Raw genomic sequence first — 24,774 nt, 5'->3', positions numbered from 1 at the left:
AGGGGCCGTGAAGCCCCTTTTCCGTTTTAACTAACTTAATATATACACGGGGTATATTAGATTGGTAACGCGTAAGAAACCTGAAGCTGTACGTTTTCAGCTTCTGTACCGTCAGTTCCTTTGATACCCGCTACAGTAGCGATAGCGCCGTCACCAGAAGCCTTGCTTAGAGTGAACGTTAGAGCATCAGTTGCTGCGTAGCTGACGTTGAAGTCTGTGTATTCAGCACCTGAAACATCGTTAAAGTTTTTAGCTGCGTGAAGTCCGAATGCACCGATTGAATAATCAAGTGATACATAGACGTTGTTATCTGACTTATCTCGTTCAGTATTGATGAAAGCAGTCGCAGACAAATCTTTGTATGAAAGACCTACTACGTAGTCAGAAAGCATTGATCCGTCGCCGTCGCTGTCATAAGCACTCTTGAACATCTCTTTTGATGCAGTAGGGTAAAGGTAAGCGTTATAACCTAGGCTCAAACCGAAGTCACCCATAGAGATGCTATAAGAACCGTATAGATCCAACTCAGAACTGTTATCGAATGATCCTTCAGAAGATGCCCAAGTACCTACTGCAAAACCATTACCGAAATCATAATCCATACCACCAGAAACAACTGGGCTTGGATCACTGATGTTGATACCGCGCCATAGATACATGTTGCTTACTGATGCGTTATAAGACATTTCAGCGTGAGCAGCAGCAGGAGCCAAGCTCACAGCAGCAGCGCCCGCAACTGCCATAGACAAAACAAGGTTTTTTAATTGGAATGTTTTTTTCATTTCGCTTCCTTTTAAGTATTTGATTGAAGTTAAACTCGATTGCCTTAAAGAAATGTAAGTGCCAAAACTGAAAAAAACCTTATAAAACATAATTATAAGATACAACCATCCTTTTATCGTGCCAATTAACGCTACATAGCCGTGCCCGCTCATGCCCATATTTAATAACTTATGTTCCAATTTGGTGCAAATGTAGATAAGCGTGCATTACTGGGATTTTGCGAAAATCATAACAATGCAATGCTACAAATTTATGAAAATACGCCTCCAAGAAAAAAAATTTCACATCTAACTTCTCACGGTCACTACACTCACATGTGTAAACAGGCTACAATTCCCTTATAAATTCAATACGATTTAATATATAACTCGGCTGTAGCTTGGAGAATATTTACCTGGGTTTAATATATTAATTAAATTTTCGTCTTTTCCAGTAGTCCAAGGTCACACACATATAATGAGTTTCAAGGATCAAGTTGATGTTGCTCAGCAACTTCTCTCTAAAATCGAAATTCCTCTTCTTCCTAAAGAGGTCTTAGAACTGCAAAAGCTATTTAACGATAGTGAAATGCCTGATCCCGTCAAAATAAAAAACTTGATCTCAACCAATCCTTTTTTGGCCGGCGAATTAATCAGCCTGGCTAACATACCGTCGATTTCGAACGGTAACCCAATGGTCATCAAAGACATCGACAGCGCGATCTATCGGCTTGGAAACAAACAATTAAAAAACTTTATCCTATCCATCTACGTTAAAAAGATTCTTACCAATAACAAAATCAAAGGACTCAGTTACCACAGCCTAACGATTGCGATTATTGCCATGGAAATTTCGCGCTACAACAAATTCGTTACATCCGATCAAGCCTACCTATTGGGCCTGATGCACGATATTGGCTCATTCGCCTTAAGCGAGCTGGACGACAATTACGGCGACTCGTTTGTCGGCAAGCTGTTTGAACACTACACATCCCATAAAAACGAATTTTCAAAATACGGAACGACCCACTCGGCCCTGGGTTATGTCATTGCAAAAACATGGAGTATTCCTTCCTATATCGGGCAAACCATTCTGCTGCACCACGAATCACGCATTGCCGCCATCAAAAACGACAAACTGCGCAACCTGGTCGCCATCATCGAATTGGCGCACGCCATTGCAATCAGACAAAATAGAAAGGTTCGGGAATCCGAAGAAAATATCGCGATCTATAAAGAGTGCCAACGCATTCTAGAGTTGACGGATGATGAGATGGAAAACATTCACGTAAACGCTTTCCGGACAGGCTAAAGGTAATCCGGAACCATTCGCTGACTAGGGAAAATCGGGCCACGGATAAGTTGCATCGCCCACCACCATAAAATAAGGATTCAATAAAGACTCCGACTGATGGTATTCCAACGGACGTCCCGACTGGTTCAAAATCTGACCGCCCGCTTCTTCGACCACGCATTGCGCTGCGGCCGTGTCCCATAACGAAGTCGGACCGAAACGGGGATAAACATCGGCCACGCCCTCCGCCACCAGACAAGACTTGATTGCCGACCCCATTTTGACGGTCTCCGCCTCGCCCAACGCCCGCATAAAATTTTCGACCTTTCCGCCGTGTCTGCGACTCACCGCAACCCGTTTCGGAGAATCGGCCTGAACGGATTTGACCCGAATACGATACTCCTCCGAGCCGGCACAGCGTTGCCAAACCACCTTCGACAAATCTGCCGGCACTTGAGTCTTAAATGCTCCATGATCTTTGTAAGCACAATATAAAACCCGGGTAACCGGCACATACACGACACCTAAAATCGGCTTTGAATCGTGAATCAAGGCGATATTGACACTGAATTCGCCGGTACGTTCAATAAACTCCTTGGTGCCATCCAGCGGGTCGACCAACCAGAACGTCGACCAAGCCTGCCGGGTTTTAAATTCGATCTCGCCGACACTCTCTTCGGTCACCAAAGGAATGTCCGGAGTCAGTTGACTCAAAGCAGAACAGATTAAAGCGTCCGCTTGTTTATCGGCCACCGTCACCGGCGTGCCGTCGGATTTATTTTCCACCTCGACAGGACAGGCGCCGTCATATACTTTAAGAATTTGCTCTCCGGCCAACACGGAAATACGGCACACTTCCGGCAATAAAGGGAACAGCGCATTCAAACCCATCAAATACGCCCCATCTCTTTCAACACCAACATTAGCGCGGCGTAAGCCCGGCCTTCACTAAAATCGGGGTGTTGCAACAACGCCTGCCAATTACTGAGTTTCCAAGGCACAACTTGCAAAGGTTCCGGTTCGTCGCCCTCGGCCTCCTGCGGCGTCAATCCGGTTGCCAACACGATATGAGTCTGATGGGTCATGTAACCCGCCGCAAGACTGACCGAATCCAGCAACTTGACCTCTTGCGGCAAATACCCTACCTCTTCCTGACTCTCGCGCACGGAAGCTTCCTTCCAACTCTCTCCCGCGTCGATATTCCCTTTGGGAAATCCGAGCTCGTAACGTCCCACCCCGATACAAAATTCACGGATCAGTAACATCGTATCGTCATCCAGCATTGGTATAATCAATACCGCGCCTAAGGGATTACCCAATAAACGCTCATAAACAACCCGGGTTCCGTTAGAGAACTCAAGCGCTTGAGACTCAACCGTAAAAATGCGAGACTTAGCGACAACGTCCTGAGAAAGGACGGTCGGCAACGGTTGTTTTTGAGTGTTGTCAGGGGCATTATTTTTCATAAACAACATCATACGCCAAGGGGATGGAATTGCCAATGAATGCCAATATTGACTGGTCGAAAATTGATACAGTGTTACTGGATATGGATGGCACTTTACTGGATTTGCACTTTGACTGGCACTTCTGGATGGAATACCTGCCGCAGGCTTATGCCGAGAAAAACGCGCTCACTCTTGAAGAAGCCAACCGCATCATTCACGCCAAAATCAAAGATCAGCAAGGCACTTTGAACTGGTACTGCCTGGATTACTGGAGCGAGTCACTGCAACTCCCGATTGCCGAATTGAAACGCGAACTCAAACACCTGATTCAGGCACATCCCGACGTCATGGAATTTCTTGCCAAACTGCAACAAATGGGCAAAAACGTAATCATGGTCACTAACGCACACCGCGATAGTTTGGCGATCAAACTGGAAATGACGGAGATCGGCGACTACTTCAACCACCTGATTTCAGCACACGATTTCGGCATCCCAAAAGAAGACATCCGCATCTGGTCTGAAATTCAAAGCATCCAACCGTACGATCCTAAGCACACCCTACTGATCGACGACAACCTGCACGCTTTAGAAACCGCCAAAGCCTACGGCATTCAATACTTACTGTGCGCCATCCATGTCAGCCCTAAAATGGATAAAATCGATCCTAAAGAGTTCGATCACTTCGAAAACTTTAAGGAAATCATTCCACTGTAAACGCAGCCGGTACAAAAAGTACTCCGGCGTGTTTAAAAGCGCATCACAAACACTTTCTCGACCGCCGCAACGCCTTTGCGGCTGAACGCCTGTTCGGAAATCTTATCGACCTGCGCAAAATCGGCAAACAACGAACGCAACTCGGTTTCCGAAACGGAAAACGGCGGTCCCGGCAACTGCGACTGATCGTACTCCATCGTCACCATTAAAAACTGAGTGTCTTTAGGTAAAATCAACTTAAGATGCTCGACATACCGACGGCGCATTTCTTCCGGCAAGGCGACAATCGCCGCGCGATCATATACTGCTTTGACATCACGGCAATCGTCCGCCGTCAAATGAAAGAAGTCCCCGCACAGCAACGTCATCGCGTCCAACTCATAAGCACAGAACTTGTCCTGCTGAACCGGCTCGGCCTCGATATGGTTTTCGCTGATGAACTCGTCCAGCGCCTTCTGGCTCAGCTCAATCCCCAACACCTTATGCCCCTGCTGTTTCAACCACAGCATGTCCAACGACTTACCGCACAACGGCACCAAAACCGTCTCGTCCCCCGCCAATTCAAGCTTCTGCCAGAACCCCTGTAAAAATGCGTTAATTTCGGTCTGGTGAAATCCCACCACACCGCTTTCCCACATGTCATGCCAAAAATCCGCCTGCATCAATCTTCCTCGTATTCAATTCTTAAAAGCCTTTATAATGGCCGCAATCATAGCATTTACCACCTAAAATCGAAAACCACCAACCGGATACAGGCGATTTACCCATGGAACCAAGTTCAGAAAATTCATCTTCATCCCCCAAAATCCCCTTATGGAAAAAAGGCTGGTTTAAAAACCTCGTAACCGTATTGATCTTTGTTTTGGTATATCTCAGCATCCGCCCGTTTATGCAAGGCGATGTCGTACAAGGTTCGGTACCGCCGTTACAGATACAAACTATAACGGGCGAACAAATCGACCTTAAAGCCATTAATCAACCGACTCTAATCCATATCTGGGCAACCTGGTGTCCCATCTGCGGCGTATCCAAAGGCGGCATCGAATCAATCGCCGAAGATTACCCGGTCATTAATATCGCTACCCAATCGGGCGACGACGAACAATTATTAAGCTACGCACAACAAAATGAAATGAAACCGCAAATCATCGTCAACGATCTGGACGGCCAAATCCTCAAACGTTTCGGTGCCAAAGCCGTACCGGCCGATTTCATTATCGACGCCAACGGCGAAATCCAATTTGTCGAAGTCGGCTTCACCACCGAATTCGGACTGCGCCTACGCCTATGGTGGGCGGGACTGTAACGGAATTTAAGGCGACGAAACCCATGTATAACGGCTTCACCATTTTCAGCACAGAGGACGAATTCGGCTCGATCAAAGTCGTCGAGAATCGATCCACCCGTAAACTCTATTTCGATTCGCCGGTTGAGCAAAGCTGCTTCTATCTGAATGCGCCGATGACTTTAAATTTCGAATATCAGCAGAAAATCATCGATCTGATTCTCAAATTTGCCGACACACCACCCTTCAACCATTCCGAACGACCGTTCCGCGTACTCATGCTTGGGCTGGGCGGGGGCAGCATGGCGCACCATCTGTACCACACTCTGCCCAACCTGCAAATGACCGTGGTGGAAATTCGCCAGGCGGTAATTGACTGCGCTTACCGCTTTTTTCAACTGCCCGACGAACCGGAAATTGAAACCCTGCAAGGCGATGCGTTGGAATTTGTCGCTGAAAACGACTTTGCCTACGATGCGGTGATTGTCGACCTGTTTGACAGCCACGGCATTCCGGTCGAATTCAGCGAAATCGATTTTCAACAAAACCTGCTGAAGCAGATCAGTTCACCAGGCCTGCTGATTTTTAATTTGTGGAATAAGCAGAACGAAAACGGCGCTCAAAGCAAACCCTCCCCGACCAAAGAGAGCGGACAAGTTTTGAACCACTGGCAAAACATCGTTGCCGAACATAAAGGGTTGCGCCAAAACCGCTACAACATCAATTCCAGCGACAACTTGATTCTAGCTGTTGAACAAAACTGCTAAAAATCCCCGCAGCGTTTATAATTCACAAATTCATATTCAACCCTTCGTTAACGAAGCCAAAAAGGATTTCCATGGCACTGCTTTTTTTACGAGACATCACCTTAAGTTTTGGTTCCGCACCTCTGCTGAATCAGGCCAGCCTGCAAATCGAATCCAACGAGCGCGTCTGTATCGTCGGGCGTAACGGCGAAGGTAAATCGACCCTGTTAAAAGTCATTGAAGGTGAAATTCAAGCAGACAGCGGCAGCCGCATTCTGCAAGACGGCCTTAAAATCGCCAAGCTGCAACAGGAAGTGCCGCACGACACCACCGGCAGCGTGTTTCATGTCATCTCCAGCGGCTTAGGTAACGCCGGACCGTTAATCGAACGTTTTCATCAGATCAGCATGCAAATGGAAACCGATTATTCCGAAGAATTGATGAACGAATTCACCGAAGTCCAGCAGCAGATCGACAATCAGAACGGTTGGGAACTCAAGCAACGGGTTGAAACCATCATTTCCAAACTGGGCTTGCCCGGCGAAGCGGAATTTTCCAACCTGTCCGGTGGTATGAAGCGTCGCGTTCTCCTTGCCAAAGCACTGGTTCAAGAACCGGATATTTTATTATTGGACGAACCGACCAACCATTTGGACATTCCTTCGATTCAATGGCTGGAAGGATTCCTGAAGACCATCCGCTGCAGCTTGGTATTCATCACCCACGACCGTGCTTTCCTGCAAGCTTTGGCGACCCGTATCGTTGAATTGGATCGCGGCAAATTGTCAAACTGGGAATGCGATTACCACACTTACCTACAACGTAAAGCCGAACAACTGGAAGCCGAAGCCAAACAAAACGCCGAATTCGACAAAAAACTGGCTCAGGAAGAAGCTTGGATTCGTCAAGGAATCAAAGCGCGCCGTACCCGTAACGAAGGTCGAGTGCGTGCCTTGGAAAAACTGCGTTCCGAACACAGTGCGCGTCGCAGCCAACAAGGTAAAGCCAACTTGCAGCTCAATACGGCAGTCACCTCCGGTAAACAGGTTATCGAAATTAAAGACCTTAGCTTCGACTATGCGGATCGCATTATCGTCACCGATTTCACCAGCACGATCATGCGTGGCGACAAAGTGGGGATCATCGGGGAAAACGGCTGTGGTAAATCGACGTTACTGGCGCTGATTTTAGGCAAGTTGCAACCGACCCACGGAACGGTCAAGATCGGTACCAATATCGACATCGCTTATTTCGACCAACATCGCGCCCAACTCGATCCAAATAAAACCGTCGCCGAAAGTGTGATTGAAGAAAGCGATTACGTCGAGATCAACGGCGTGCGCAAACACATCATCGGTTATCTTGGCGACTTCCTATTCACTCCGGATCGCGCACGCCAACCGGTCAGTGCACTATCGGGTGGAGAACGCAACCGTCTGCTTTTAGCACGCGTGTTCGCAAAACCGTCCAACCTGCTGGTACTGGATGAACCGACCAACGATTTGGACGTCGAAACCCTTGAACTGCTTGAAGAACTATTGCTGGACTATAAAGGTACCGTCATTATCGTCAGCCACGACCGTGCGTTCCTCAACAATGTGGTCACCAGTTCGATCGTGTTCGATGCACCCGGCATCGTCAATGAATACGTCGGCGGCTACGACGACTGGCTTCGTCAGCGTCCGGACTTTTCGCACCTGACTGCGGCGGACAAAGAAAAGTCAGCCGAAAAAGCTGCCGCTACAACGGCAGAAAAAACCGACACGCCTTCCGAAACCAATGCAGGCAAGACGGCCAGCCAACCAAAACCGAAAAAACTCAGCTACAAAGACCAGCGCGAATACGACGCGCTGCCTGGCTTGATTGAAGAATTGGAACAGGCATTGGAAGCGTTGAGCGAAACCATGAACCAACCCGATTTCTATCAACAGGATGAAGCCAAGGTACAGGAAACGCTCAAGCAACTGGCAGACAAGGAAGCCGAACTGGAATCCGCTTTCGAACGTTGGGAAACGCTTGAAGCCACGGTCATGGGTGACGCCTGATTTTTCATTTCGGAAACACGCTACCGATGACGGGCAAACCGTCATCGGCATCGCCTTCTCCCTCCAAATCACATTCAAAAATTGATTCAAAACCGCCCTCAATAAACCTCATTTAAACAACAAACACGCTCATTAACAGCCGTTTACGGATGTTCGCGCCGGTTTCAAAAAAATGCCTACTTTGTGTGCCATTTAAAGGTTTTCGTTTCAAAGGTTTATGTATAAAATAGCCCGATTAGTTGTTTAATTCATTCAGGAAACGCATATATGAGCTGTAAAGACCAACACACCTACTCAACTTTTTGTCGCTCACAAAATAACGCACTCAAGGAGCCGATGTTTTTTGGACAAAATGTGAACGTAGCGCGTTACGATCAGCAAAAATATCCATTTTTTGAAAAGTTAATCGAAAAGCAGCTTAGCTTCTTCTGGCGTCCGGAAGAAGTTGATCTATCCAGCGACCGTACGGAATACGCCGACCTACCGGCGAACGAACAGCACATTTTCATCAGTAACCTGAAATACCAAACCCTACTGGATTCGGTACAAGGCCGTTCCCCTAACGTCGCCCTGCTTCCGTTGGTCTCCATCCCTGAATTGGAAACCTGGATCGAAACCTGGGCGTTTTCGGAAACCATCCACAGCCGTTCGTACACCCACATCATTCGTAACATCGTCGCCGACCCGTCCATTGTTTTCGACGACATCGTCACCAATGAAGAGATTGTGAAACGCGCCGTCAGCGTAACCGAATATTACGACGAACTGATCGCCCTGACCAATCACATGTACGCCAACCAGATCGATCTTGAAAAAGACCATGAATTCCGTAAAAAGATCAAAACCGCCATGTACCTGACCATCGTTTCCGTCAACGTACTTGAAGCTATCCGTTTTTACGTGTCGTTCGCATGCAGCTTCTCGTTCGCGGAACGTTCATTGATGGAAGGGAATGCCAAGGTCATCAAGCTGATCGCCCGCGATGAAGCTTTGCACCTTTCCGGAACGCAAAACATGATTACGCTGATGGCCGAAGGCAAAGACGACCCGGAAATGGCCGAAATCGCCAAAGAACAATTGGAAACCACTTACGATATTTTCCGTCAAGCGGCGGAACAGGAAAAACAATGGGCCGACTACCTATTCAAAAACGGCTCAATGATCGGTTTGAACGCCAGCATCCTTAAAGACTATGTCGAATACATCACGAATGTACGCCTAAAAGCGATCAAACTGGAACCGATCTTCGAAAGCAAGAGTAACCCGCTTCCTTGGATGAACAACTGGTTGGTCAGCGACAATGTTCAGGTTGCACCGCAAGAATCGGAAATCAGCTCTTACCTGGTCGGACAGGTCGATTCTAAAGTAGACAGCGATGACTTCAGCGATTTCTCACTGTAAAGATTAAATCACACCATTACACATGGTAAATGGAAAAGCCCGCTGAAACGACATTGTGTTTCAGCGGGCTTTTTTATTGCCCCTTCCGCTTCCACTTTCCAGATTCTTGTTAAAAAACTGTCATTTATTCATCACAAGTCTTTAAAGTTGCCTATTTACCATAGGCCGAATGAAACAGCAGCGCCTTTATCTCGCTTTTGTCCGTCACGGCGAGTATCAACAAAAACATCAGGTACCCAGTGCCTTACAGCCTTATGGTTTAACCAAATTCGGCTGCGAACAGGCATTTGAGTCTGCAATACGCATCCAACAGTTTGCCGAAGACAACGATTGTAAAATCGACCCGACCGTCACCAGCTCGACCCTTTTACGTGCTTGGCAAACGGCGGACTATATTGCTCAAGGGCTGCAAATATCTTATCAAATTAACCAGACTTCCAAATTAGCCGAACGTTCCGTCGGTGCCGTTGCCAACCTGACGATCGACGAAATCGAAGCCATATTAGAAGCCGATCCGCGCTATCCCTCTCCACCGAAAAACTGGAAATCCGATAGCCATTACCAATTACCTTTCGATGGCGCTGAATCGCTGATGCAAGCCGGACAAAGGGTTGCGGATGAAATCACCCAAACTTTTAGCGCACTGGCCGACAAGGCCGAACAAAACACGTTGAAAATCATGGTGGGGCACGGCGCCAGCTTCCGTCACGCCGCCCATCTGCTTGGCGTTCTCGAACTAGAAGAAATACACGGCCTATCGATGTTTTACGGCGTACCGGTGTTCTTCGAATACCATCCGAACGAAAAACCGGCTTGGCGAAAAGTCGCCGGCGAATGGAAGATTCGCCAACCCTTAAACCTGCAACATCTTGAAGAATCACTGGATTAAAGGCAACCGATATGTATACCGCAGACATCGTTCCTTGGACAACCAACGAAACCGTTCACCTACCGATTAACCAATGGCAGTTTCCGGATAAAGACATCTATTTCTTCTGCGACCTGCACGCCGATGCCGGTGCTTTTCTACGCTCCTTGCAAGCCAGCTTTCTGGTAACTGCCGACAGCGACTTGAACCAGGTGCAACTTACGACCCAAGGACAGCATGCGCAAATTGTGATCGGCGGAGACTGTTTCGATAAAGGACCGAGCAACCTCGATCTTTTCGATTTAATCGGTCTGTTACGCGAACAACAAGCCGATCTTGTCCTGCTTGCAGGAAACCACGACATTCGTGTCTATGCGGGTCTATTGGCCCTGGATTTCAAAAACAATCCGCATCAGAGCCACTTTTTCACACGCATGGGACGCAAAACCGCCGCACTGTTTGCGGAAATCCATCAGACCTACTGTTTACATCTGCCCGAACCGCAACTGAGCGAATCACAGATTATTCAGCAGCTGTTTCCGAACAAGGAATGGTTTGAACGCTTTCCGGAAATCGCCGGTGCTTTCATGTCGGAAGACAAAATCAAAAAAGAGGTCAAACAGATTCAATTCAAACAGCAGGATTTTCTTGAAGCCTGCCAAAAACACGGATTGAATTTGCCCCAGGTTTATCAGGCGGTTCAAAAGGCGAGAGAACTGTTCATCGAGGACGGCGGCATTTATAACTGGTTCTTCAAGGAATTGAAACTGCTGCACCGTTCCGGCAGCTACCTGTTCTGTCATGCCGGTTTGGATGATGCGATTGCCCATCAATTATCGCAACAGCCACTGGAACGAATTAACCGAACTTTCCAGAAAAAACTACAGCAGGGCGAACTTTTCGAAATCTATTACAGCGAATTCGGCAACGTCTTCCGCACCAAGTACCGGGATTCCGACAAGCCATTGACCTCCCAAGGCACACAAATCCTCAAGAAAATAGGAATCTACGCTCTGGTAAACGGCCACCGCAGCCACAAAAACGGCCAACAGCTTTTCATTCGCAACGGCATTTTAAACTTCGAATGCGACACCCAACTTAACGAGAACTGTCGCAAGAAAAATAAGATCTCAACGCTTGGTTATTCCAGCACGATCTTCTATGCCAACGGACTGGTCTCGGCGATGAGCAGCGACATTCCGAAAGCCAAGATGTTCCACCCCAAACATTTAAAAAAGGCGTAAGCGACATTTTGAAGCAAAGCGATCCCCGTTATTTCATGGTGAAACCATAACTAAGAGTGTCTTTTACTTGTCACAAATTTTTCATGGTTTTGGTTCGAGTTTGCTCTAAATTAGCCATACATTCGCGTTATACTAATCATCTTATCTGAGACAAATGAGTTCATTGATTATGGCTAAGAAAACTCAAGAGTTCGTACACGAGTCTTTACAAGATAAAGACGCGATCGCAAATTATCTGAAAGCCGTCATGCGTGGCTTTAAAAAAGGCGAGATTGTCTTATCCGACGATGAAGATGAACTGACCCTGACGCCGGAAACCTTGGCGCAGTTAAAAATCAAAGCCAATAAAAGCAAAAAGTCGCAAAGTTTGACCATTAAATTTAGCTGGTCTTCGTCCGATACGGACTCCGAATTTGACGATACGCCTTTATTCATCGACGCCCAAAAATCGGATTGATTGCTAATCACATGAATGCACCGGCAGAGCTTTTCGATTCATTACGATTCCTGATCATTGAAGTCCATAAACAACTTCAAGGGGTTGAACTGTTTCTGGAAACCGGAGAAAAAGAACAAGCCGAAAAAAGCCTGGGGCGGGTCGACTACATCGACAACTATCAACTTAGCCTACTCAACCGCACCACCGATTACCTGGTCAACCAGCCTCTGTATAGCGAAAACGGCGAATCCCAGATTCTGGCTCAAAGTTACCAACACCTGGCGCACAGCCTCAAAGAACTTTCGCGCCAACTGGAAACCATCGCTTACCAAGCCTTGAATTTAGGCAGTTTGAAACTGATTCAAAAACCGAACCTGTTCAAAGCCTTGGATACGTTGAGAACCGGCTTGGAACTGATCGAACCGGCCATCTTATTGGAAACGTCGCAGGCCGCCGTCGACATCTGCCGTCTGCAACTTCGCATCGCCAAACTCTGCCAGGAACAGCTGGAAAAATATCAATTCCGCCTTAAGAGAGGCCAGCAGACCAAAGCATTGCTGGACGCCAGTTTCATTACCAAAGACATCAACCAACTCGGTGAAGCTTTGCTGCGTATCGGCGAAGCGATCCTCTCCGCCAACCTCGGTCAAAGCATCAAGCTGGAACGCTACCACTCGTTGACGGAAACCCTCAGCGCCCTTGATCTCGATCCGAATGCGCCGCATTTTTCCATTACCAGCATTGCGGAAACCAAATCGGGCTGTACCATTTCCGGCGTCTCCAGCAGCAACGATCCGACTGACGACGAACTATTGGCCATCTTCAAGGAAGGAAAAAAACAAAAACTTCTGGAAGAGAAAAAAGGCATCGAAAGCTGGAACAAAAAATTCCCGGGCATTGCACCCAAAGTCTATTCCTATCACAAGAGCGGCAATAAAGCCGCCTTATTGTATGAATACCTGACCGGCGAAACATTTGATTATTTCATTCGCAATCTCGACCGCGACAACCTTGAACAAGGTCTAAACAAACTGTTTTCCCTGTTGCTGGAAATCTGGGAAGAGACCCAGGTCAAAGAACGTTACTCGGCCAACTTCATGGGACAGCTCAAAAAACGTCTTAACGACATTTACCGCGTCCATCCTGATTTCGATCTCAGCGGTTTTAAAGTCGGAGACGTCGAACAGGTCTCTTTGGAATCTCTCATCAAAGAAGCTATGCGCCTTGAATCCAATTTAAAGCCACCGAAAAGCGTCTATATTCACGGCGACTTCAACGTCGACAACATCATTTACGATCCGCTTGAAAAGCAAATCAGCTTCATTGACCTGCACCGTTCGGAATACTCCGATTACGTGCAGGACTTGTCGGTTTTCATGGTTTCCAACTACCGTCTACTGAACTTCGATCCGGACGTCCGTAAACTGATCGCCCTGACGATGCAAGGCGTTTACGAGTTCGGCGAACGCTACGCGGAACAGGTCAACGACGAAACCTACCATTTGAGAATGGCGTTGGGGCTGGCTCGCTCCTACTTAAGCTCAACCCGTTTTGTTCTGGATACGGAACATGCCAAATCCATGCACTATCGCGGCCGTTATCTGTTGCAACAAGTGCTTCAACTTAAACCTAAACAGTATTCAACTTATCGAGTTTCAAAGGAAATCTTCCGTGAGTAAACCGTTATCGGAATTGAAAATCGGCGTTGTCGGCATCCCCGGCAAATGGTCAACCGAAGTCCTTGCCGACGAAATCGAAGCCCGCACTGGCTTCCGCTGCGTGATTGACATTGAGGATGTGGTTGCCGACCTGTCCGTTCCCGAAGTACGTTATAAAGAACACACCCTCTGCCAGTTCGATGCCATTATCATCAAAAAGATTTCCCAGACCTACTCTCCGATGGTCTTGGACCGATTGGAAATCCTGCGTTTCGTGGAATGCTGCGGTGTACAAATTTTCTCCAACCCTGCGGAAATCATCCGCCTGGTCGACCGCATGAGCTGCACCGTATCTCTGGCCAAGGCGAAAATTCCGATGCCGGAAACCACCATCACCGAAGATTTGGATGCCGCTTTCCAAGCGGTGCATAAATTCGGCGAAGTCATACTGAAACCACTGTTTTCAACCAAAGCCCGCGGCATGGAAGTGCTGTCCAGCAAAACGCCGGAAAAGAAACTCAAACAACAATTACGCGACTACTTCGCCATCCACAAGTTCTTCTATATCCAGAAGAAACTCAATCTACCGGGTCACGACATGGGATTGATCTTTCTCGGTGGCGAGTACAAAGGGGCATACGCCCGAATCGGCAACGGCGAAAGTTGGAACACAACAATTCATTCCGGCGGTAAATACGCCAAAGTGAATCCCAGCGACGAAATCATCGAAATAGCACGCAAGGCTCAAGATCAATTCAATCTGAGTTATACCACGGTCGACATAGCAGAGACCGATCAAGGGCCGGTCTGCTTCGAAGTTTCCGCTTTCGGCGGGTTCAAGGGAGCGCAAGACGGACTTGGATTGAACATGGCTGCGCAATATGCCGACTATGTCATCCGACAATTGCAGTTAACAAATTAATTCCATGCATTTGTCCGACCACCCTCTACTCGATCAGGCGCTACAGCTTTGTACCGAAGAGTCGATGCAACCGCAAGCTCTGCAACTTAACCTGACGGACTATCCGATTCGTATCCACAGCAATTCAGATACTCTGCTAAAAATACTGGCGGATTATTTTATCGGTTTATGCACCACGGTCGCCGAGAATGCCGAGCCGCTGCCAAGCGCACAGACTGTTTGCGTTTACCAAACCGAATCCCTTCAGCAAAGCATTCAGCAAACCACTTGGATCGATTGGCGGCGAGAACCCGGAAAAACCGGACGTAAAGATGCCATTGCGGACACCGATTTTCACGGCCATCCGGTTCGCCTTCTTTTTAAAGTCAAAACCGGCATGCTGTTTCTGCAACCCGCGCCCCTTACCGACGATACGGACGAATTTCTTAGCCCGAAGGCGTTCGGTCCGGCAGAAACATGCAGCAGCCAGATTATCAACTTCATCCTCACCCAGTATCTTAACCATCATCTGCGCCATCAGTGGCTGTTGGGACACGCTTCGGCAATGCAGATCGACGGTAAAGGCTTGGCGTTTGCCGGACTTTCCGGCGGCGGGAAATCGACGTTGATGCTCCACCTTCTTGAAGACGGCCAACACTTCGTCAGCAACGACCGTTTGCTGATGAAGATGACACCGGATAAATCCCTGACGATGCGAGGCATTCCGAAACAGCCGCGCATCAATCCGGGTACGATCGTACATAATCCCCGATTACACGGTTTGATCAGCGAACAAGAACGCAAGGATTTCTTGGCGATGCCGAGCGAATCCTTGCGGGCGTTGGAACAAAAATACGACGCCCCCGTCGATCAGCTCTATCATGCAGACTGCTACCGTGCCGAAACGCCGATGCATGCCTTGTTTATTCTCAACTGGCAGGCACAATCCCAACAGCCGACTCAATTGCACCAAGTGGACATCAACACCAGACACGATCTGTTACCGGCCATCATGAAAACGCCCGGCCCTTTTTATGCAAAAGACGCAAATGGATTTTTGGTTAACGGAGTCCAACCGGAAGCGACAGAATACCTGTCATTATTGACGCATTGCCAAGTATACGAAATCACCGGAAATATCGATTTCGATGCAGCCAAACAACTGGTCTTGCAACAACTGCCTCGGATCTAATCCCGCTTTAATCGAAACCATTTAAATAAAACGGAAATACAAACCGAACGGATCCGTTCGGTTTCGAAATGAAACGTTCAATCAGGCGTTTAAGCCGAACAACTCTTTAATATGCTCGGCTGCACTCATGCTTAATGCCGCCAAATCATATCCCCCTTCCAAAACCGAAACCACTTTACCGTCGGCAAACTCGTCGGCAATCGCAACAATCTCGCGGGTAATCCACCGATAATCGTTTTCGTGCAGACGCAAATTCGCCATCGGATCCAGAAAGTGGCCGTCAAATCCGGCCGACACCAATATCAACTGCGGCTTGAAGGCCTTCAATGCCGGAAAACCATGCGTCAGCCACTGCTCGCGAAACACTTCGCTATCGCTGAACTTAGCCAGAGGAATCTTTACCATATTCGGCAGATCGGAAACCGGATCGCTATGCGGATACAACGGATGTTCGAAACTGGAACCGAACCACACCCTCGGCTCTCGACGGACATAGGATTCAGTACCATTACCGTGATGGACGTCAAAATCGACAATCGCTACCCGTTCGTAGCCGTATTTTTGTAAAGCGTAAGCGGCACCGATCGCAACGTTATTAAACAGACAAAACCCTTTCGGTTCGTCGTATTCGGCGTGATGTCCCGGCGGACGAACGTTACAAAACACCCGCTTGGCTCGGCCTTCCTCAACGGCATCTACCCCGTCGAGAACCGCACCGACCGCATGTCTCGCCGCTTTCATGGAACCGGGACTCAAAAAGATATCCTCGCCGATCTCGCGCACGCCTTCTTCCGGCAATGCGGCTTCCAGCTGAGGCGCCAGTCTCGGATCATGCACCAGAGCAATCTCGTCATCGCCGGCGGCACGCGACTGGGCGTGCAAAAACCAATCGAATAATTGAGTGCTGATCAATTGATCCTGAATTCGACTGACTCGTTCGGGCATTTCAGGATGGTAACTTCCATTGTCATGCAAAAGACATAGAGAATGAGTAATATAAAGATTCATCAAACCATTCTCCAAATAAGGTGATTGATATGGGTCCGCATTATTTGTCCAAATTGTTCAAACCAAGCAGTGTCGCCGTTTTCGGTGCCAGCGACCGTCCCGAATCGGTCGGTGCGAACGCCTTGCAAAACCTGCTTAAAGCCGGCTATAAGGGCAAGCTTTACCCCATCAATCCTAAACACGACACCGTACAAAATCAAGCGTGCTATCCAAATATTGCGGAATTGCCCGAAGCACCCGAACTGGCGGTGATCGCCACACCGGCACACACCATCGCTTCGATCATTCAGGCTTGTGGAGAAAAAGGCGTCGCCAATGCGGTAATTCTGTCCGCCGGGTTTGAAGACGAATCGGGCAAACGTCTCCAACAGCAAATTGCCGCCACCGCCCACGCTTACGGCATGCGCCTGTTGGGGCCGAACTGTTTAGGCATTCTTCGTCCTGAAATCGGCTTGAACGCAACCTTTAGTAAAAACCAAGCCAAATCCGGGAACTTAGCGCTGGTCTCCCAATCCGGTGCGTTATGTACGGCGGTACTGGATTGGGCGGAAGCGAACGACGTCGGCTTCTCCCAGGTCATTTCCACCGGCGATGCCGCCGATATCGACTTCGGCGAGATTCTCGATTTTCTAGCCAGCGATGCAAAAACCCACAGTATTCTGCTCTATATCGAAGGCATCGCCAATGCACGCGGCTTTATCAGCGGCCTGAAAGCCGCCGCCCGCATGAAACCGGTCATTCTGCTCAAGTCCGGACGTATGCCTGAAGGTAACCGGGCTGCGGTATCGCATACCGGCGCACTGATTGGCGGCGACGACGTTTTCAATTCAGCCATCGCCCGTGCCGGCGCCATCCGCGTACAAACCATCTCCCAGCTGTTTGCCGCCGCCAAGACCCTGTCGGACAACATCCAGTTGAAGAAAAACCGTCTGGCCATCATCACCAACGGAGGCGGGCCGGGCGTTATGGCAACAGACCGCGCTGCCGAACTGGGCATTCAACTGCCGCAGCCAAGCGAGCAAAGCCTCAAATCCATGAACGAGTTTTTGCCGAAACACTGGTCGCACGGTAATCCGGTCGATATTCTCGGAGATGCTACCGGCGAACGCTACGCTCAAGCTTTGGAAGTTTGCCAAAACGATGAACTGTACGACGGCATCTTAGTGCTGTTAACGCCTCAGGCGATGACCGATCCGACCGCCATTGCCGAATCGGTGATTCAGTTTGCGAAAAACACCCCTAAGTGCAAACCGATTTTCACTGCGTGGTTGGGAGAAACCTTGGTCAATGAAGCCAGAACCCAGTTCCGCACCCATCAAATTCCGACTTTCAGAACTCCGGAAGCCGCCGTGGAAGCCTTTGCATTTCTATCGGCCTACCATCAAAACCAACAACTGTTGATGCAGACTCCGGCAAGTGCGGACCAGGCATGCGATCAATCCGATGCCAGCGGCGCCCGTCTGATCATCGAAGCGGCACTGTCCGAACACAGAACCCTATTAAGCAGTACTGAAACCCGTGCCGTCATGCATGCTTTCGGCATACCGATTACGCCGTCCATTGAAGCGACCGGTGCCAATCAGGCGATGGTCGCCGCCGAGTCGCTAGGCTTCCCGGTCAGCTTGAAAATCAACTCTCCGGATCTAACCCACAAATCCGACAGCGGCGGCGTCAAACTCAATATCCGTTCGGTTCAAGAGGTGCGTCACGAATTCACCCGCATGATCGAACACGTTCAAGAGTTACAGCCGGACGCTAAAATTCTCGGCGTCAACGTCGAACCCATGTACCGATCAACGCACGCCAGAGAATTACTGGTTGGCGTAACCCGAGATCCGGTATTCGGTCCTGCCATTACCTTCGGCAGTGGCGGCACCGCAGTGGAAGTCTTGCAGGATAGAACCATCGCGCTGCCGCCGTTGAACGAATACATTGCCAATAAAATGATTTCACAGACTAAAGTCGCCAAAATGCTCGGCAGTTTCCGCGGGTTGCCGGCGGTGAACCAACCGGCGATTGTCGACGTTTTGCTGCGCATCTCCGATATGGTGTCGCAACTGCCTGAAATCATCGAACTGGATATCAACCCGCTGTTTGCCGATGAAACCGGCGTGATGGCGGTGGATGCACGTATTCGTGTGGAAAACCCGCCTTCACACCAAGCGCCTTATCAGCACATGGCGATTCACCCTTATCCGTCGGAATTGATCAAACACGTTCAAACCCAGACCGGTCTGGAATTGACGATTCGTCCGATCCGTCCGGAAGACGCCAAAATGGAAGTCGATTTTGTCAACAACCTCTCCAAGCGCAGTCGTTACTTACGCTTTATGAATAATATGCAGACTCTGACGCCGGAAATGTTGTCGCGCTTCACCCAGATCGATTACGACCGTGAAATGGCATTCATCGCGACCACTGAAAACGATCGACATGAAACTGTTGAAATTGCGGTGACACGCTACACGACCAACCCGGACGGGCTTTCTTGTGAAATGGCAATTGTCGTTCGCGACGATTACCAACACCAAGGTGTGGGGGCTTTATTACTGAAAAGTTTGATACAACATGCCAAATCCAAAGGATTACGCCAGATGGAAGGTGAAGTGTTAACGGAGAACCAAGGCATGCTGACCCTGGCGAAAAGTTTCGGATTCAAAGTGAAACCGCTGATGGACGATCCGCAGGTCATGTCGATTTCGCTCAACCTTGTGGAAACCTTTTCTCACTGAGAACCGATTCTTAGATTGAAGCTCGGGAAAACTCAACAGGCCTGTTGAGTTTAAAAAGTTGCAACACATGTTGCAACTTGCATTATGCACTTCATAATGTAGTCTTAAACCTTAAGCGCATTGACAATAAAATCTTAAACACAATGCCCCCTCCCACCCTAAACCAAATATCGTATTAGGTTGGTCAATATCACTTTGAAATTGAGCCGGAGTGTTTAATTATGTTACTTAAAAAAATGTTTTCCATTTTTGGAAACGTACTTTATTTCATCGCCATCTTAATGCTGTTCGGCATTGCATTGATTTTAATGCTGCACTCGATCTGGGAGATCGTCATCGATTTCTCTTCCAAAGAAACCATGATCAGGAACATGCTTCAAGCCATCGGGGCAACCATCGTCGCAATCGCCATCATCGACGTCGCCAAATATTTAGCGGAAGAAGAGTTATTCAGGGAAAGGGAACTACGTTCACCCGAAGAAGCTCGCAAGACTTTGACTAAAATCATCACGATTCTTATCATTGCCATTGGGCTGGAAGGGCTGGTCTATATATTTAAAGCCGGGATTACAGATTTGCGTCTGTTACTTTACCCTGCCCTGCTGTTTTCCACCTCGATTCTCGCACTGGTCGCGCTGGGGCTTTATCAAAAACTCAGCATCAACACTGAAATCAAAGCGAATAAAAACTGAGAGAACAACGATTACGCCTAGATCAAAGTACTGCTGACAATCTTTCTAGCAGCGGTCACTCATGCAAATTTGACCGCGCCGAAGAAACGGAGTTGAGCCAATGCAAGTTGTTGCATATTATTGCCGACAATCGCCACCATACCGCCTTTGACCGGAATCAATTCGCCGGTATAACCGCCGCTTTTAAATGCCTCCATGGCAGCCAATTGCTGTCCGGGCATTACAATGACGGTAACCGGACCGTCTTTATCCTGCATCACGATATGCAGCCCTTTTCGGCCTTCAATCACACACTCTCCGGCATAACTCATCGACTCCAGCGGTTGCTGTAAGGTCGCTCCCACGGTAGTGAATAACGCCTGTAATTCTTTCGGGGAATGCGGTGGATTTTGAGCCAACATCAAACTGGGGTCTTCCTCCATATGATCGAGAATATGCGCCACCATTTCCTCACCGGTAATCGACCGTTGATAATACAAATGCTGCACTTGCCACAGTCCCAGAAACATAACCGCAACCAATAGACCCGCTGCGAATCTTGAACCCGAACTGAGTTTGGAAAAATGTTCTCTCGATAGCCAGGCAATCAAACCGGCCTGCTTGGAGGGTTGTGCCGAACAAGGGACATCCAACTCTCCGGCCGAATCCAGAGTACTGTCGAATTCCGATTCCTGCACCGCCGCATCGGCGATCTCACGATAGCTTTCATTCAATAGAATACGGGCTCGCAACCCTTCCGGAATCTCTGTTTTCAAAACCTCATGCACCGCCTGATCCAAATCACGGTATTGCTTGATCAACGCCTTATATTCAGGCTGTCGATTAACTAACGCCACCATCTCATCGTCAAGAACCTGGGGATTTTGCAACAGTTTTTTTCGAAATTCTAATTCATTCATTTTCTAACCTTTCATGAAATCTGTTTAGAAGGGCTATTGGCGTGCGCATTCAATATTTCTTTCAATTGGTGTCGAGCCCGAAACAGTCGGGTATTGACCGTAGCTAATTTCAAATCGAGCTGTTCGGCGATTTCTTCGCCGCTGAATCCCCAAAGAATCTGCAAAATCAACGGCTCTTTATAATCTTCGGGTAACGACATGATGGCTTGGTGAAGTTGGTGCTGTTCTAAACTCAACGAGGGTTCGTTACGCCCGTCGTCGGAAGCCAGACTCTCTTCAATCTCCACCCATTGCGGTTGGAACTTTTCGTATAGCCGAGCGTTTTCATTGCGCAGAATCGTAATCAGCCAAGCTTTCGCGGCTTTTTCGTCATGTAGCTTGTCCAAAGACTTCCAGGCACGGGAAAACGTCTCTTGCACCAAGTCTTCCGCTACAGTCGGCTGCTTGCACAACCAATAAGCATAGCGATACAAATCGCTGCTGTAGGCATTGACCAACTGTTCAAAAAATCGGTGTTTGTTTTCCATAACGACGTCGGCATCTTCCTATTTAAAAAACCACTTACGAATAAGACCGCAAACCGCCGAAAAACTTTCCAAGCGGGCAAAAGTAATGCAAAAAGAAATGTTTCAGCGTTGGCCTTGCAGGGGAAACAACATCGGCACTGCACTGCCCTGCGGTTGCCAGATGCCCACTTTCACCCCCAATACCGCTTCGATATTGGCGGGCGTCATCACGGTGGACACGTCACCCTGAGAATGAACCTGCCCCGCCTTCAGTAACAGGCATTGATCCGCCCATTGCATGATCTGGTTCAAGTCGTGCAAAATCATCACCACACCCAGACCTTGTCGACTCCATTGTCTCAACAACTGCCCTAAACAAACTTGATGTTTTAAATCCAAACCATCCGACCATTCGTCTAAAAACAGCCATTTGCCCGTAAAAGCATCGTCGGCAAGGCTGTTCTGAGGCCAGATCTGCGCCAATACGCGCGCCAATTGAGCGCGTTTTTGTTCGCCCCCGGATAAGGTCAGATAGTCGCGTTGCGCCAAATGACGAATGTCGCACGCTTCAAGCACGTCATCCAGTTGAGTTGCGCATTCATTCAATGCCAAACCTTGGGCGTCGAACCCCAACATTACCAACTGTTCAACTTGAAAAGAAAACGCCAACTCCTGATTTTGCGGCAGCACCGAACGTTTCAATGCCAGTTCGCGGTAACTCTGATCCTGTAGAGTTTGTCCGTTAAAACGAATGTCGCCGCTGATGGGATGCCACTCTTTAGTCAGACAGCGCAACAAAGAGGATTTACCCGCACCGTTCTGGCCTAGAATCGAATGTACCCGGCCGCCTTCAAAACGTCCGGATACATCCTCGAGCAGGGATTTACCGTCGATTGCATAATTCAAATCGCTGAAAACGATATCGTGTTTAAAATCCGACGAAACCTGAGCAGAGGAACCTTTCACAACCCCACTCCTCGTCGCTTCAACAACATCATCAAAAAGAAAGGACCGCCTAACAGCGCCATCAACAATCCAATCGGCAGTTCAGCCGGCTGCATCATCGATTTAGCCAACCAATCGGCCAAAACCAACAGAACCGCCCCACCCAGAGCGCTTAAAGGAATCAACATTCGATGATCCGGTCCGACCCACAAACGCACCATATGCGGCACCATCAAACCGACAAAGCCGATCACGCCGACCAAGGAGACAGAAATACCGACCAAAACCGCGCTCAGTCCCATAATCTGCCATTTGAGCGACTGCAAGGCATATCCCATATGCAAGCAGTTCTGCTCGCCGAGCAGCAAGGCATTCAAAGCCCGGCTCAGACTCAACAGACGCGCCAGTACAATCAAACCGACAACGCCCATCAAACTCACGCCTTGCCAGGAAACACCGGAAAAAGAGCCCATCATCCAGAACATCACCGAACGCAATTGCACATCGCTGGAAACCGTAATCAACAATCCGGTCAAAGCGCCGGCCACTGCATTGATCGCCACACCGGCCAGCAGCATCAGCGCCACATCGGTATGCCCTTTACGGGTTGCAATCAAATAGATCACTACCGTCGCGGCTGCGGCCATCACAAACGCCGCCAGACTCATCTGCCAGCTCTGAACCTCTCCCCAAAGTACGCCGCCGAGCACTATCACCAATACCGCCCCCAAGGCCGCACTACTGGAAACCCCAATCAGTCCGGGTTCGGCCAGCGGATTACGAAACAGAGCCTGTAGACTCACCCCGGCCACGGCCAAACCGGCTCCAACCAGAGCCGCCATCACAATGCGAGGTAGACGAATTTCCCAGACCACCAGACTTTGTCGTTCTGAAAGGCCTGTCCAGATATCCTGCCAATCCAAAACCACACTGCCCGACTGCAAACTCAAACCCGCCGCCAATAACAACGCCGTCGATAATATCCATAAGGAACGCGTATTCCTCATCCAGTCGACTCCGCCGCTTTGGCTTCTCGAACTTCCGCAACCGTTTCTCCGTCTTGAGCCGGCAATTTTTCAAGCTTTGGTTTGGCTTCCGTATCTTCGTCGCCAGACACATAACGTTTATTCAAAACCGCCACAACGACGCCGTTCCAGATCACGATAAACCACATCACATACAGCCAGAGCAGGAACAGAGGCACGGCGGCGAAAGCACCGTAAATCACACTGTAGGATGGGAACCACTGCACGTACAGAGAGAACCCGCTTTTCAGAAACTCCAACTGCAAGGTGGCGAACAAACCGCCGATCATCGCCGCCTTGCCGCTGACCTTATGACGAGGCACGAATTTATACAAAGCCGCAAATCCGAGTAAAGAAAATAAAAACGGTAACAGACTGATTCCGAAAGTCAGTTTTTCCAGAAAAGGGTAGGCATCGCTCAACAAAGGCAGGGCTAATAGATAAGAACTGGTTAACAGACTGAGGCCTAACAGGATCGGACCGAGTAGACTCACCCCCAAATAATGCAACAAACTCACCCACCAACGTCTTCTGCGGCCTTCCGGCCACAAACCGTTCAACTTATCGTCGACTTTCCACAACAGCATGATGGTGGTAACCAACATCACGGCAATCCCCGGCCCTTTCAGATTCACGGCCTGCTGAGAGAAGGTCACCAGGTAGGATTCGATTACAGGTTGCGAAGACGGCATCAGATTATGCACCACCTGATCCATCACCAACGATTCAAAATCGGCGAAATAAGATGAGACCGAAAACAAACTCAGCATCACGGCCAGCATCGGCACAATCCCTAATAGCGAGGTGTATGCGAGAATACCGACGGCATCCGTTCCTTTGCGTTGCAGGAAATAAATGACCACACGCTTCCAGAACATCCAGTGCCAGATCGCCGTTTCCATATTTTTTTTTGTGCTTGCCATAATCGTTTCGAAATTTGATAAATTGATTGTTAAATACGCTGCTAAT

24 protein-coding genes are annotated in these 24,774 nt (G+C 48.8%); 14 read left to right on the top strand and 10 right to left on the bottom strand.

Annotated elements, in window-relative coordinates; translation table 11 throughout:
* Nucleotides 1-56: 56 nt before the first annotated feature.
* Nucleotides 57-782 (bottom strand): TorF family putative porin, encoded by a 726-nt coding sequence (locus ABY044_RS02210; protein WP_373017692.1) that lies wholly within the window; start codon nucleotides 780-782, stop codon nucleotides 57-59.
* Between the two features lie 457 nt (nucleotides 783-1,239).
* On the opposite strand from ABY044_RS02210, the gene ABY044_RS02205 reads away from it, so the two are divergent.
* Nucleotides 1,240-2,073 (top strand): HDOD domain-containing protein, encoded by an 834-nt coding sequence (locus tag ABY044_RS02205; protein ID WP_373017690.1) that lies wholly within the window; start codon nucleotides 1,240-1,242, stop codon nucleotides 2,071-2,073.
* Between the two features lie 24 nt (nucleotides 2,074-2,097).
* On the opposite strand, the gene cysQ is transcribed toward ABY044_RS02205, so the two are convergent.
* Entirely contained in the window at nucleotides 2,098-2,946 is an 849-nt protein-coding gene (gene cysQ / locus ABY044_RS02200) for a 3'(2'),5'-bisphosphate nucleotidase CysQ (RefSeq protein WP_373017688.1), read from the bottom strand.
* On the bottom strand, nucleotides 2,946-3,521 hold the full coding sequence (nudE, locus tag ABY044_RS02195; protein ID WP_373017686.1) for an ADP compounds hydrolase NudE: 576 nt from the start codon (nucleotides 3,519-3,521) through the stop codon (nucleotides 2,946-2,948). The genes cysQ and nudE overlap by 1 nt, the downstream gene beginning before the upstream one ends.
* 35 nt (nucleotides 3,522-3,556) lie before the next feature.
* Here nudE and yrfG point away from each other — a divergent pair, with 35 nt between their 5' ends.
* The gene (gene yrfG, locus ABY044_RS02190) at nucleotides 3,557-4,219 is read left to right on the top strand and encodes a GMP/IMP nucleotidase (protein WP_373017684.1); all 663 of its coding nucleotides are present in this window, start codon (nucleotides 3,557-3,559) and stop codon (nucleotides 4,217-4,219) included.
* A 32-nt stretch (nucleotides 4,220-4,251) separates the two neighbouring features.
* Here yrfG and ABY044_RS02185 read toward each other — a convergent pair whose 3' ends face one another.
* Complete coding sequence (locus tag ABY044_RS02185) at nucleotides 4,252-4,881, bottom strand: thiopurine S-methyltransferase (protein WP_373017682.1); 630 nt, start codon at nucleotides 4,879-4,881, stop codon at nucleotides 4,252-4,254.
* Nucleotides 4,882-4,985: 104 nt separating this feature from the next.
* Here ABY044_RS02185 and ABY044_RS02180 point away from each other — a divergent pair, with 104 nt between their 5' ends.
* The 10 genes from ABY044_RS02180 to ABY044_RS02135 all read left to right on the top strand — a co-directional run bounded on the left by ABY044_RS02180 (nucleotide 4,986) and on the right by ABY044_RS02135 (nucleotide 15,998).
* The gene (locus ABY044_RS02180; protein ID WP_373017680.1) at nucleotides 4,986-5,525 is read left to right on the top strand and encodes a redoxin domain-containing protein; all 540 of its coding nucleotides are present in this window, start codon (nucleotides 4,986-4,988) and stop codon (nucleotides 5,523-5,525) included.
* A gap of 23 nt (nucleotides 5,526-5,548) precedes the next feature.
* Nucleotides 5,549-6,271 carry a spermidine synthase gene (locus tag ABY044_RS02175; protein WP_373017678.1) on the top strand — a complete coding sequence of 241 codons (723 nt, stop codon included), beginning with the start codon at nucleotides 5,549-5,551 and terminating at the stop codon, nucleotides 6,269-6,271.
* Between the two features lie 71 nt (nucleotides 6,272-6,342).
* Nucleotides 6,343-8,295 carry an ATP-binding cassette domain-containing protein gene (locus ABY044_RS02170; protein WP_373017676.1) on the top strand — a complete coding sequence of 651 codons (1,953 nt, stop codon included), beginning with the start codon at nucleotides 6,343-6,345 and terminating at the stop codon, nucleotides 8,293-8,295.
* A 267-nt stretch (nucleotides 8,296-8,562) separates the two neighbouring features.
* On the top strand, nucleotides 8,563-9,696 hold the full coding sequence (nrdB, locus tag ABY044_RS02165) for a class Ia ribonucleoside-diphosphate reductase subunit beta (protein ID WP_373017674.1): 1,134 nt from the start codon (nucleotides 8,563-8,565) through the stop codon (nucleotides 9,694-9,696).
* Nucleotides 9,697-9,865: 169 nt separating this feature from the next.
* Nucleotides 9,866-10,585, top strand: a complete 720-nt coding sequence (locus ABY044_RS02160) for a histidine phosphatase family protein (RefSeq protein WP_373017672.1) — start codon at nucleotides 9,866-9,868, stop codon at nucleotides 10,583-10,585.
* Between the two features lie 11 nt (nucleotides 10,586-10,596).
* Nucleotides 10,597-11,808, top strand: a complete 1,212-nt coding sequence (locus tag ABY044_RS02155; RefSeq protein ID WP_373017670.1) for a metallophosphoesterase family protein — start codon at nucleotides 10,597-10,599, stop codon at nucleotides 11,806-11,808.
* Nucleotides 11,809-11,962: 154 nt separating this feature from the next.
* Complete coding sequence (locus ABY044_RS02150) at nucleotides 11,963-12,265, top strand: amphi-Trp domain-containing protein (RefSeq protein ID WP_373017668.1); 303 nt, start codon at nucleotides 11,963-11,965, stop codon at nucleotides 12,263-12,265.
* Between the two features lie 11 nt (nucleotides 12,266-12,276).
* Nucleotides 12,277-13,926, top strand: coding sequence for a phosphotransferase (locus tag ABY044_RS02145; protein ID WP_373017666.1), 1,650 nt, complete (start codon nucleotides 12,277-12,279; stop codon nucleotides 13,924-13,926).
* Nucleotides 13,919-14,827: a GAK system ATP-grasp enzyme gene (locus tag ABY044_RS02140; RefSeq protein ID WP_373017664.1), complete on the top strand. Its 909-nt coding sequence runs from the start codon at nucleotides 13,919-13,921 to the stop codon at nucleotides 14,825-14,827. Before ABY044_RS02145 ends, ABY044_RS02140 begins: the two co-directional genes overlap by 8 nt.
* A 4-nt stretch (nucleotides 14,828-14,831) precedes the next feature.
* A complete protein-coding gene (locus ABY044_RS02135) occupies nucleotides 14,832-15,998 on the top strand; it encodes an HprK-related kinase B (protein ID WP_373017662.1) in 1,167 nt (388 codons plus the stop codon).
* Nucleotides 15,999-16,079: 81 nt separating this feature from the next.
* On the opposite strand, the gene ABY044_RS02130 is transcribed toward ABY044_RS02135, so the two are convergent.
* Nucleotides 16,080-17,006, bottom strand: a complete 927-nt coding sequence (locus tag ABY044_RS02130; protein ID WP_373017660.1) for a histone deacetylase family protein — start codon at nucleotides 17,004-17,006, stop codon at nucleotides 16,080-16,082.
* A gap of 29 nt (nucleotides 17,007-17,035) precedes the next feature.
* On the opposite strand from ABY044_RS02130, the gene ABY044_RS02125 reads away from it, so the two are divergent.
* Entirely contained in the window at nucleotides 17,036-19,738 is a 2,703-nt protein-coding gene (locus ABY044_RS02125; protein WP_373017658.1) for a GNAT family N-acetyltransferase, read from the top strand.
* A gap of 221 nt (nucleotides 19,739-19,959) precedes the next feature.
* On the top strand, nucleotides 19,960-20,430 hold the full coding sequence (locus ABY044_RS02120; protein WP_373017656.1) for a hypothetical protein: 471 nt from the start codon (nucleotides 19,960-19,962) through the stop codon (nucleotides 20,428-20,430).
* A gap of 59 nt (nucleotides 20,431-20,489) precedes the next feature.
* Here the strand turns inward: ABY044_RS02120 and ABY044_RS02115 are convergent, their stop codons facing one another.
* The 5 genes from ABY044_RS02115 to ABY044_RS02095 all read right to left on the bottom strand — a co-directional run bounded on the left by ABY044_RS02115 (nucleotide 20,490) and on the right by ABY044_RS02095 (nucleotide 24,728).
* A complete protein-coding gene (locus tag ABY044_RS02115) occupies nucleotides 20,490-21,329 on the bottom strand; it encodes a DUF3379 family protein (RefSeq protein ID WP_373017654.1) in 840 nt (279 codons plus the stop codon).
* An 11-nt stretch (nucleotides 21,330-21,340) separates the two neighbouring features.
* Nucleotides 21,341-21,856 carry a sigma-70 family RNA polymerase sigma factor gene (locus ABY044_RS02110; protein WP_373017652.1) on the bottom strand — a complete coding sequence of 172 codons (516 nt, stop codon included), beginning with the start codon at nucleotides 21,854-21,856 and terminating at the stop codon, nucleotides 21,341-21,343.
* A gap of 102 nt (nucleotides 21,857-21,958) precedes the next feature.
* The gene (locus ABY044_RS02105; RefSeq protein ID WP_373017650.1) at nucleotides 21,959-22,801 is read right to left on the bottom strand and encodes an ATP-binding cassette domain-containing protein; all 843 of its coding nucleotides are present in this window, start codon (nucleotides 22,799-22,801) and stop codon (nucleotides 21,959-21,961) included.
* Nucleotides 22,798-23,787, bottom strand: a complete 990-nt coding sequence (locus ABY044_RS02100) for a FecCD family ABC transporter permease (protein ID WP_373017648.1) — start codon at nucleotides 23,785-23,787, stop codon at nucleotides 22,798-22,800. The genes ABY044_RS02105 and ABY044_RS02100 overlap by 4 nt, the downstream gene beginning before the upstream one ends.
* Nucleotides 23,784-24,728, bottom strand: a complete 945-nt coding sequence (locus ABY044_RS02095) for a YihY family inner membrane protein (protein ID WP_373017646.1) — start codon at nucleotides 24,726-24,728, stop codon at nucleotides 23,784-23,786. Before ABY044_RS02095 ends, ABY044_RS02100 begins: the two co-directional genes overlap by 4 nt.
* Nucleotides 24,729-24,774 lie beyond the last annotated feature (46 nt).

Origin of the sequence: Thiomicrorhabdus sp. (genome assembly GCF_041583835.1) — a bacterium.
GTDB lineage: Bacteria > Pseudomonadota > Gammaproteobacteria > Thiomicrospirales > Thiomicrospiraceae > Thiomicrorhabdus.
Note: the sequence above shows the minus strand (reverse complement) of the source record. Positions and strands in the feature narration are given on the sequence as shown.